This window comes from Plectonema cf. radiosum LEGE 06105 (assembly GCF_015207665.1).
In the GTDB taxonomy this organism is placed as follows: domain Bacteria; phylum Cyanobacteriota; class Cyanobacteriia; order Cyanobacteriales; family Nostocaceae; genus Rivularia; species Rivularia radiosa_A.
Genome location: NZ_JADEWL010000198.1, coordinates 1 through 9,798 on the forward strand (window position 1 = coordinate 1; position 9,798 = coordinate 9,798).

Annotated in this window: 10 protein-coding genes and 1 pseudogene; 5 read left to right on the forward strand and 6 right to left on the reverse strand. The window is 38.7% G+C overall.

Annotated features, from left to right (window positions below):
- Positions 1 to 134: 134 nt before the first annotated feature.
- Complete coding sequence (locus IQ247_RS29600; protein ID WP_193925467.1) at positions 135 to 893, reverse strand: YebC/PmpR family DNA-binding transcriptional regulator; 759 nt, start codon at positions 891 to 893, stop codon at positions 135 to 137.
- 187 nt (positions 894 to 1,080) lie between these two features.
- On the opposite strand from IQ247_RS29600, the gene IQ247_RS29605 reads away from it, so the two are divergent.
- Positions 1,081 to 2,361 (forward strand): ABC transporter substrate-binding protein, encoded by a 1,281-nt coding sequence (locus tag IQ247_RS29605; protein WP_193925469.1) that lies wholly within the window; start codon positions 1,081 to 1,083, stop codon positions 2,359 to 2,361.
- A 96-nt stretch (positions 2,362 to 2,457) separates the two neighbouring features.
- Here the strand turns inward: IQ247_RS29605 and uppS are convergent, their stop codons facing one another.
- Positions 2,458 to 3,207 (reverse strand): undecaprenyl pyrophosphate synthase, encoded by a 750-nt coding sequence (gene uppS, locus IQ247_RS29610; protein ID WP_193925471.1) that lies wholly within the window; start codon positions 3,205 to 3,207, stop codon positions 2,458 to 2,460.
- 494 nt (positions 3,208 to 3,701) lie between these two features.
- On the opposite strand from uppS, the gene IQ247_RS29615 reads away from it, so the two are divergent.
- On the forward strand, positions 3,702 to 3,983 hold the full coding sequence (locus tag IQ247_RS29615; protein WP_193925473.1) for a glycosyltransferase: 282 nt from the start codon (positions 3,702 to 3,704) through the stop codon (positions 3,981 to 3,983).
- An 83-nt stretch (positions 3,984 to 4,066) separates the two neighbouring features.
- Here IQ247_RS29615 and IQ247_RS29620 read toward each other — a convergent pair whose 3' ends face one another.
- On the reverse strand, positions 4,067 to 5,626 hold the full coding sequence (locus IQ247_RS29620; RefSeq protein ID WP_193925480.1) for an ATP-binding protein: 1,560 nt from the start codon (positions 5,624 to 5,626) through the stop codon (positions 4,067 to 4,069).
- 485 nt (positions 5,627 to 6,111) lie between these two features.
- Here IQ247_RS29620 and IQ247_RS29625 point away from each other — a divergent pair, with 485 nt between their 5' ends.
- Positions 6,112 to 6,312 carry a hypothetical protein gene (locus IQ247_RS29625; RefSeq protein ID WP_228060166.1) on the forward strand — a complete coding sequence of 67 codons (201 nt, stop codon included), beginning with the start codon at positions 6,112 to 6,114 and terminating at the stop codon, positions 6,310 to 6,312.
- The gene (locus tag IQ247_RS29630; protein WP_193925476.1) at positions 6,305 to 6,727 is read left to right on the forward strand and encodes a pepsin/retropepsin-like aspartic protease family protein; all 423 of its coding nucleotides are present in this window, start codon (positions 6,305 to 6,307) and stop codon (positions 6,725 to 6,727) included. The genes IQ247_RS29625 and IQ247_RS29630 overlap by 8 nt, the downstream gene beginning before the upstream one ends.
- 10 nt (positions 6,728 to 6,737) lie before the next feature.
- Here the strand turns inward: IQ247_RS29630 and IQ247_RS29635 are convergent, their stop codons facing one another.
- Positions 6,738 to 7,061 (reverse strand): hypothetical protein, encoded by a 324-nt coding sequence (locus IQ247_RS29635; protein WP_228060167.1) that lies wholly within the window; start codon positions 7,059 to 7,061, stop codon positions 6,738 to 6,740.
- Positions 7,062 to 7,118: 57 nt separating this feature from the next.
- Positions 7,119 to 7,304: pseudogene (locus tag IQ247_RS29640) on the reverse strand (tyrosine-type recombinase/integrase); the annotation flags it as partial.
- Positions 7,305 to 7,371: 67 nt separating this feature from the next.
- Between IQ247_RS29640 and IQ247_RS29645 the strand changes: the two are divergent.
- On the forward strand, positions 7,372 to 8,367 hold the full coding sequence (locus tag IQ247_RS29645; protein WP_193925478.1) for a restriction endonuclease: 996 nt from the start codon (positions 7,372 to 7,374) through the stop codon (positions 8,365 to 8,367).
- A gap of 246 nt (positions 8,368 to 8,613) precedes the next feature.
- On the opposite strand, the gene IQ247_RS29650 is transcribed toward IQ247_RS29645, so the two are convergent.
- Positions 8,614 to 9,798 (reverse strand): MFS transporter (locus IQ247_RS29650; RefSeq protein ID WP_322745604.1); only part of this gene is annotated, 1,185 nt, incomplete at its 5' end.

The following is a 9,798-nucleotide window of genomic DNA, read 5'->3' on the forward strand; positions in this document are numbered from 1 at the left end:
GAGATGGGGTGAATAATCTCTGTAGTGCGAGCTAGAAGCTCGCTTGAGAACAAAAGCGAGCTTCTAGCTCGCACTACGTATTAGAATTTTGATCAAATATCCGAAAAAAATCCCTAACTCCTAACCTTTAACCTTTAATGAAAACTTGCAGCCATTAAATCCTCAGCCATATCAAAGTTAGCTGTAACATTTTGCACATCATCTAAAGATTCTAGAGTATCAATTAGCTTGATAAGCATCCGTGCTTGTTCGGAGTCGGTGACATCTATGTTATTGCTGGGAATCCAGCGTAATTCTACATCTGTAACATCAAAGTCTTTTTCTTTGAGTGTTTGATTAAGTTTTTCTAAATCTGCGACTTCTGCTAAAACTTCAGCCATATCATCGTCAGTCATTTCGTAAAATTCTGCACCACCTTCTAAGGAAGCTTCGAGAAGTTTTTCTTCGCTGGTGACATTTTGAATAATACAAACACCTTTTTGATCGAACATCCAGCTAACGCAACCAGTTTCTCCCAAATTACCGCCATTTTTGCTAAAAGCCGCTCGTAAATCGGCTGCTGTACGATTGCGATTGTCCGTCAATGCTTCAATCAAAATTGCTACACCACCTGGTCCGTAACCTTCGTAGCGTATCTCCTCAAATGCTGCTTCATCATCTGTAAACGTACCCGCACCCTTGGCGATCGCCCGTTCGATATTATCCGACGGAATACCTGCGGCTTTGGCTTTTTCAATTGCGGTGCGGAGTTGGAAGTTACCATTGGGATCTGGTACACCATTTCTAGCTGCGACAATAATTGCACGAGATAGCTGAGTAAAAGTTTTACCTCTCTTTGCGTCTACACGAGCTTTCTGACGCTTAATATTTGCCCATTTACTGTGTCCTGCCATAATAAATACCGATAAAATCGATTAAATAACTAGAATATATTTATTTTTCTCTAAAATTTACTTTAGCAAAGCATTTTGCATGGAGCTTTGTACAAACACAAAATTCAAAATTATCATTTTTTTTGTTGGTAGTCGGGACTTTAGTCCTTAAAATAACGGAATATCTTTTCCTGTGTACCGTAAAAATATGTCTTATAAAAAATTATTCATTCTACTAATAGTTTGTATATTATTCACCACTGGATGCCAAAGTTCTTCTACTTCCGGACAAAATAATGTAACCCATCTTACTTTATGGCAAGGAGTAAATCCACCATCGAATCGAGATGTATTGCAAAAGTTAGTAGATAAATTTAATCAAAACCATCCCAATATTCAGGTAGAGTCACTGTATGTAGGACAACCAGATCAGCAAATGCCGAAGATTTTGGCGGCTGTAGTGGGAAATGCACCACCAGATTTATTATGGTTTAATCCGACAATTGCGGGACAATTAATAGAATTAGATGCTTTAGTTCCATTGGATGAAATGCTCGAACAATCCCCTGTTAAACAGCAAATTGACCCCGTTTTATTTGAGTCGATGAAGTATCAAAATCAGATTTGGTCGGTACCTTTTGCAACTAATAATGTGGGAATTTTTTATCGCCCGAGTTTGTTTAAAGCTGCGGGAATTAAGGAATTACCCAGCACTTGGGAAGAGTTTCGTCAAGCAGCCAAAAAGTTAACTCGTGATACCAATGGAGATAAGAAAATTGACCAGCACGGTATCTTTCTACCTTTAGGAAAAGGAGAATTTAGCGTATTTATATGGCTACCGTTTATGTGGAGTGGTGGTGGTGAATTAGCGATGGAAGCCGCAAAGGTGGATTTAGTAAATAATCAAGGAGCAATATCCGCTTTGCAATTATGGCAAGATTTAGTTAAAGATGGTTCTGCAATATTATCTGCACCGGAAAGAGGATTTGAAACTGATGCTTTCGTCGCTGGTAAAGTCGCAATGCAGGTCACTGGACCTTGGACTTTGACTTATATTAATAATGATATAAAAAATGGTGACTTTGGCGTATTTCCGATTCCTAAAAATCAACGTCAAGCTACTAGTATTGGGGGCGAAAATCTGTTTTTATTTAAAACTACACCCGAACGAGAAAAAGCCGCTTTTGAATTTCTGGAATATGTATTAAGTCAAGAATTTCAAACAGAATGGTCATTGGGTACTGGGTATTTACCAACAAATTTGAAGTCGCGTCAAAGTGAAAAATATCAAGCTTATATTGAAAAACAAAAAACAGCAAAAGTATTTTTAGAACAAGCGCAATACGGGCGTAGTCGTCCGGTTTTTACAGGTTATAATCGAGTTTCGGAAAATATTGGTAGAGCTATGGAAGCAGTTTTGTTGGGTAAAAGTAGTCCGAAAGACGCTTTGAAGGAATCTCAGCAGAGGTTAAATTTGATTTTTAAATAGTAAGTAAGGGAATAAGGAATAGATAAACTTCAGAAGTCGGGTAACTTTCACGAAACCCGACTTCTCTCCCGAAACAAACTTCTTTAATATATAATTTTAAGCTGATAATACGGCTTTTACTTTTCCAAAACGTCGTTCTCTATTTTGATAACTTAATAATGCATTGTGAAAAGCTGCTCGGTCAAAATCTGGCCATAAAATATCGGTAAAGTACATTTCTGTATAAGCCATTTGCCATAAAAGAAAGTTACTCAATCGCTTCTCTCCACTAGTACGAATGAGTAAATCTGGTGCAGGAATATCTGCTGTATATAAATTTTGTTCTATTAAATTTTCATTGATATCTTCTAGGTTAATTTCTCCTTTTTGAACTAGTTCTGCTATTTGACGGCAAGCATTAACAATTTCTTTCCGACTACCGTAATTTACTGCGACATTAAACTGAATATCTTGATTATTAGATGTTTCTAACATTGAACGGTGTATTTCATTTTGCAATGATTTTGGTAATGCGGATAAATCACCAACAAAATTAATTTTGACTCCTTGCCGATGCATTTCTTCTAATTCATGACGCAACATTTTTTCAAACAAAATCATCAGAAAATCAACTTCTTCATTTGGTCGTCGCCAATTCTCTGTAGAAAAAGCGTAAGCTGTTAATATCTTAATTCCCCAATTCTTACTACATCGCAATAGTTCTTTTAGTGTCTTCGCACCTTGTCGATGTCCGGCAATACGTGGTAACTTTTGTTTGGTAGCCCATCTACCGTTACCATCCATAATTACGGCTACGTGGTGAGGTAAGTTTTCTATGTTTAAATCTAAAGGTAGGTCTGAATCCATAAAATTTTAGAGTTTATATTTTATACAGTTAATCCACTATGAATTACGGGAATTTTTCCAGTTTAAATTCCTCTCACTAGAAATATTTCATTTAAATATCCTGGTGTCAGGGTATTATTTCAAATCAATAATTGATTTATTGCAGAGGTCAAGTTAAATAACAAGTTTGATTTGTTACAAAAAATTACAAATAAAATAAAATAAAATAAATTAAATTAAATTAAATTAGAAAAACTAAATTACAGTTATTGTTAATACTAGTCATGAATTATAAACAAAGGTAAATAATTGTCAATGAAAGCCGTCTTTTTGGGCAAATATTTAATATCTTTCGGTCATTTTTTCACTAAATAAGCTGACAACATGGTCATAATTTCTTGTTCAAGTTCTCCATTGTTGAGTAGTTCTGGTCGGTCAATTGTCGCTCCATAAAGCAGTGCTTTGATTGTACGTCCAACAATGAAAACAGTTAAATCTAGATTTTTCGACTGAAGTTGATTTTAATTTCCTTCTTTGGCGATCAGCCCTTTTGGGGGCAGCGCGTAGCAGAATTAGGGGTTGGACTAAAACCTATTCCTCGTAAACAACTCACTACCCAAAAACTTGCTTTATCGATTCACACGGCGATGACAGATAGTTCGATGCGTCAGCGTGCAGCCGATTTAGGAGCGAAAATTCAAGCCGAAGACGGTGTTGCCAATGCAGTTGCCATCATCAAGGAAATGGAAAAGCGCGGAGAATTTTGTAGCGATGGCAGTGGAGGAAACTGGCAATAAAATTCTGATTCTTGTAGGTAGCGATCGCACTAACTATTCAAATCAAATCAAAACAGCGATTTATCAACTTTTTGACCACTAACTCAAGCCCGAATCACAGTAATAGCGCGTTGATTTTCTGTAATCACAACCTGGGTTGACAAACGTTCTTCCATTGGTAATGCATTTTTACGCCGATCGAACACAAGTAACCAACCTTCATTTAATCCCAAACCTGCTAAATATGATTCTAATTGTTCGATTCCTTCAGCTTGAGGATCGCGCTTCTTTTCTCGCCATACTTTTAATTCAATTCCAAGAGTAGTAGAACCATATCTCAAACACAAATCCATCCTGTCACTACCAATTGCATATTCCCGCTCTAAGGTTCCACCACCATTAACCACGCGATGCAAGAAAGCCATTAACACTAAGTGTGGTGCGATTTCATGATAGCCAGTACTACCTAATAAAGGTTCTCCATGCTGTCGCCAAAATTTAATAAAAGCTTCTAATAAAGCATCTTTATTTAATTCCCCTTCTGGGGTTAACCAAGTCGGTGCAATCATTGGTAGAGAAGCCATTGGTGTCACCGTTAATACTCTGGGTAAAACCTCGCGATAAATTGGGTTGGCAATTGCTAATCCACCTTGGGGATGCATGATACACAAACCCAAATCAATTACAAATTGAATATCATCATTGGGGATATCTCCTAATTCCAAACCAGCTAACATTGGTTGGATAATCGCTTTTATTCTTGGTTCCCGCAAGCGTTCGGCTAAACTATCAAGATGGGTATCTCGACGAGCAATTAATATTTCCTTGGCTTCTAAAATATGCTCTTTAGTAATAGCAATATTTCTATCTTTGACCATTTTTTCCACAACTTCTTTAGCTAAAGCATTAACTAACCAAGGTTGTCCCTGAGTTAAATCAAAGGCAGTTGCGCTTGCTTCTGGCGTAAAAATTTGTCCGGTATATTCAGTATGTTGTTGGTATAACTCTGCTACTTCTGAGGCGTTAAAATTTCTTAGAGTAATCGAACTAACTTTGATATTAAAAGGGCTTGCCGTGTTTAATCTGTCACTCCCACCTGATGCAACTTTGTAGTCTCGCACATCTCGTAAACCAATTAATCCCACAGATGAAGGAAAATTTTCTGGACGATTGGGATAACCGTCTCGTAATTGCCGCAATACCGAAATCAACGTATCGTCTTGCAAGGAATCAATTTCGTCAATAAATATTACCAAAGGTCGAGGAGAAACCTGCGCCCAAGCTTGACAAAAAGCTCGAATTCTGCGTCCTGGTTCTTCTTTTTGCCATTGATTTAGAACGGGTGGCTGTAGTTCATCAGGCAATCGGATCGAAATTGTATCGTACCAAGTTCCCAGAATTGCCAATTCTGCCGCATTCACATCATTGTTAAAGGCACTTCCTACTTCCGCCGATACCATGACTGCTGCATAACGTCCAGTTGCAGTAAGTTGTTGGGCTAGTGCTAGCATTGCCGTGGTTTTACCAGTTTGACGAGGTGCGTGAACAACAAAATAACTGCGCTGTTGGATTAACTCCTCCAAATCGGGCAATCGTATTGTTGGAGAGAGCATATAGTGGATATCTTTTTGACACGGACCAGCAATATTAAACCAGCGAGACATGGGGTGTAGAGAGTTAGCGGACACTTTGAGTTTAGACGATTTTGGGGAAGGGTTATTTAATCTAAGAACTACGAACAGCCTTAACACTACGGTTGAGAACGTGAGTATAAATCGCTCTTAATCAAACATGAATTCGACGAATAGCTTCATAAGTCGGGTTTTTAAGATAAATCTGGGTTATAACAGACAATCAGCATAAAAACTTGACTTCTAACCCCACGAATAATCGAGGTTTTACAGTTTCCTTGTCATAATCGCCGAATCGAAGGAATGAACATCGAACTCACGTTAATCAAGATGTTACTGAAAAATTTCCCTTTCCAAGGTATCCAACTTGATTATGATATACATTGTAGGTGTAGGCGAGTTGAGATTTGAATGGGATGAGCGCAAGGCGATATCTAATGAGAAAAAGCATGGCATCTCGTTAAACTTTTCAACGAAACGTATTGCAAGGAGATTCTCAAATGCCATTGGCTGAACTCATGTCACAAGTCCAAGAGCTTTCAAAAATTGACAAGCTTCGGCTAATGCAGTTTCTTGCAACAGAACTTGTCAAAGAAGAAGATGCAAAGTTTTTTGTTGCGAACCAAGAATATCCTGTTTGGTCGCCCTACAATTGTTCTGAGGCTGCCAATGTTTTAATGAATCTTCTGGCAACAAAACAACAAGAACAGAATGGTTGACGCTCAAAAATTTCCCTACAAGATTATTGATAGCAGTCTCGGTATAGTTGATCGAATGCCGTATCTGCCTTTGACGCTCAGTCTTAATGGTCAATCCCTGAACGCCGAAGGCTTATTAGATACAGGCGCAAGCGTTAATGTTTTGCCCTACGAGTTGGGGTTACAACTGGGCTTAATTTGGGAGGATGAGACGCTCTCAATTCTGTTGTCAGGAAACTTGGCTCGATTTGAAGCTCGCGCAGTCATTATTGATGCTCAAGTTAGTTCATTTCCAACGGTTAATCTCGCTTTTGCCTGGACACAAGCAACCGATGTGCCTTTGATTCTGGGGCAAGCCAATTTCTTCTTTGAGTTTGATGTCTGTTTCTTTCGTGCGCGTTCTGAATTTGAAGTCTGCCCCAAAAAGATGAAGTAAAGAATATCAGTTAGAACCGATCTGCTTGCCTTTCTCGCTTCGCTATCGCACCACGCCAAGCCCCCAAAATTGCCAATTCTGCGGCGCTAGGGTCATGATTAAAAGCACTTTCCACTTCCGCCGATACCATGACTGCTGCATAACGTCCAGTTGCAGTAAGTTGTTGGGCTAGTGCTAGCATTGCCGTGGTTTTACCAGTTTGACGAGGTGCGTGAACGACAAAATAACTGCGCTGTTGGATTAACTCCTCCAAATCGGGCAATCGTATTGTTGGAGAGAGCATATAGTGGATATCTTTTTGACACGGACCAGCAATATTAAACCAGCGAGACATGGGGTGTAGGGAGTTAGCGGACACTTTGAGTTTAAACGATTTTGGGGAAGGGGATTTTCAAGAAGGACTGCGGACAGTTTTAATATCACAGTTGAGAATGTAGGTATAAATTATGGTGGTTTTTATATTTTTGTGTGCGAGTAATTTCTGAACGGTGCGGATGTGATAACCGTTTTGTAATAAGTGGGTGGCAAAACTGTAGCGAAATGTATCGCAACTGACCTTTTTTTGAATTCTTGTAGATCGAACTGCTTTTAGTTCACTCGTATTATCCCGACGATATACTTAAATAAAATACTCATATATAGCTATGCCTATACCATCAACGAGTGACCTGCCTAAGCCTAAATCTTGGCATGAGTTTGAGGATATTGTGTGGGAACTTTACACGCGACAATGGCAAGATCCCCATGCTCAGAGATATGGCAGAAGTGGACAAGCCCAGAATGGTATCGACATATACGGTCAACAAAATAGCTCTAGTAATTACATTGCTATTCAATGTAAATGTTATGCAGAAAAAAAGCTAAACCTACAAAAGATTGCAACAGAGGTTACAAAAGCAGATTCTTTCTCATCTTTGATTAGTGAATACTTAATTGTAACTACAGAATCAAGAGATACAAAAATTCAAGATATTATTCGGATTTTAAACGACGAACGTAAATTAGAGAATAAATTCAGAGTTCATATAGTTTTTTGGGAGGATCTTTGTAGCTATTTAGCGCATCCAGATAATTATGATTTGCTCAAAAAGTATTATTCAGAATGGGAACAAATTTTTGCAAATCATCAAGGAATAGAGGAACAGAAAGCTACATCAACTCGATATCTTCTCAGCTTAGATATCCAGCAAGACTGCAAATGGCTTCAGGAACTTCTTGATCATAATGAGCAAAGTTACTTGGCTCAGAAGTGGCAATCATGCTTTAGAGAGAATCGCGGTATATGGCAAAATATACCATCTCGAACACTTCTAACTCAGAGCATAAATGGCGAACTAATTCAGTACATTCAGGGCTTTTATAAAAATTTAGATAGTATCGAGGAGAAATGCAGAGATTTTCTTACATTGAAATTAAAAGTTCAACCCCTTGAAGAAAAACCGAAATATGAAAGTGGAATTCTCATCTTTGGAACTATGCATCCACCAGCTTGGGCTGAAAAATACGTTACAGAGCAAGATGTAATAGCACTCCTTAATAGCAAAAAACTAAATGCTATGAAATTAAAGAATTTGAAGAAGACAATTCAGACGGCACTAGATTCTGGTAATCAAATAATTGATCGGTTAAGTCCACACTAAAGTTTCTCATTGGCGTGGGTCGGCTAACACTTCACGGCAGAGAGAGGACGGTTGAAACACGCTTATGGAGTTGCAAAGGTTGTCTACCGCCGCTTATCTTAGTTTTTACCTATAAAAACTACGTGCAATCACTAAGCGTCTCCATAGGAAAATCGCCCAAATTTTCTGATAAAAACATCCCATCCGACACGACACAAATTTTACTTACAAACGCGATCGCATTCGCCATTCATGCAGAGCTATTTATCAACAATTCCTCTCCATCCCCCGATGCAATACCACCATCACTCCAGCTAAAGGAATCATCAAAACTGGAATAATCTCCAATCCAAACCGAGATGCAAAATAGCCCGCGAAAGAAGGAATTGCAGCCGCACCTACACTTGCCGAACTTGTAATAAAACCAATCGCAGCAGGGACGATCGCAGTCGGTATTCTTTGCGGTGTTAACCAGATTGTCAGCGGAAATATCGGAGCTAAGGCAATACCAATTAAAGGTAAACTGATTAATTGATTTGGTAATAACCACCAAGCTATTAAACTCAAAACTAACAATATTAAGCTGTAATTCAAAGTGCGATTTGCACCCCACAATTTAACAAAACGTCCGCTGATAAAACGTCCTAAAGTTAATCCCAACCAGTAAGCACTGACGCTATAACCAGCGATTAAGGTGGGGGTACCTCTACTAATATTTTGGACGCTGTAAGCCCAGTTACCTACTGATGCTTCTGTTCCTACGTAAACTAATAACAATAAACCAGCTAGCAAAACTGTGGGAGTTTTTAAAGCTTCACCCAAATTTGCTGAAGCAGTTTTATCCGACTTTTTAATTCTCTTAGTTAAAGGTTTGAAATCGGATATCACAGCCCATAGCATCCCAACTACCATTAATCCCACAACCGCAGCGAAAACTAGATAAACACTTCGCCAAGGTAATTTTACTGCTAATAACGTAGTGGCGATCGCCGGTCCTAATAATGCCCCGATTCCATAAAAACCGTGCAGCAAACCCATCAAATCGGCTTGACTTTGTTGATTGGCAATGTAGCTGTTAATACCCGCATCAATTAAACCAATTCCCAAACCCAGTAAGGAGCCAGCAGCAACCATCAGCCACCAATAAGGGCTAAAAGCGTAAATTAATAAAGCAAATGTCAGGCTTATGGATGCTAGTAATAACATCCTCGCGAGTCCAATACGACTACTCAAAATACTGCTAGCTAAAGCTGCAAAAATGTAACCCGTAACTTGACTGAGAAAAAGTAAAGTAATATTTGCAGAAGTTAGATTATAAGTTTTACCGATTGAGGGAATCAGAACACCCAAACCACCTTCAGCAATACCGATGGCGATGAAAGCGTAGAAAGAAAGGAAAATTGACATCATATGATAGATGAGGTTCAAGAGGTGACAAGGGGATGGGGGGAT

Excerpts from the sequence above, each read along its gene's own strand:
- IQ247_RS29600 (WP_193925467.1), bottom strand. The coding sequence starts at position 893 with ATGGCAGGACACAGTAAATGGGCAAATATTAAGCGTCAGAAAGCTCGT.
- IQ247_RS29605 (WP_193925469.1), top strand. The coding sequence starts at position 1,081 with ATGTCTTATAAAAAATTATTCATTCTACTAATAGTTTGTATATTATTC.
- uppS (WP_193925471.1), bottom strand. The coding sequence starts at position 3,207 with ATGGATTCAGACCTACCTTTAGATTTAAACATAGAAAACTTACCTCAC.
- IQ247_RS29620 (WP_193925480.1), bottom strand. The coding sequence starts at position 5,626 with ATGTCTCGCTGGTTTAATATTGCTGGTCCGTGTCAAAAAGATATCCAC.
- IQ247_RS29625 (WP_228060166.1), top strand. The coding sequence starts at position 6,112 with ATGTCACAAGTCCAAGAGCTTTCAAAAATTGACAAGCTTCGGCTAATG.
- IQ247_RS29630 (WP_193925476.1), top strand. The coding sequence starts at position 6,305 with ATGGTTGACGCTCAAAAATTTCCCTACAAGATTATTGATAGCAGTCTC.
- IQ247_RS29635 (WP_228060167.1), bottom strand. The coding sequence starts at position 7,061 with ATGTCTCGCTGGTTTAATATTGCTGGTCCGTGTCAAAAAGATATCCAC.
- IQ247_RS29645 (WP_193925478.1), top strand. The coding sequence starts at position 7,372 with ATGCCTATACCATCAACGAGTGACCTGCCTAAGCCTAAATCTTGGCAT.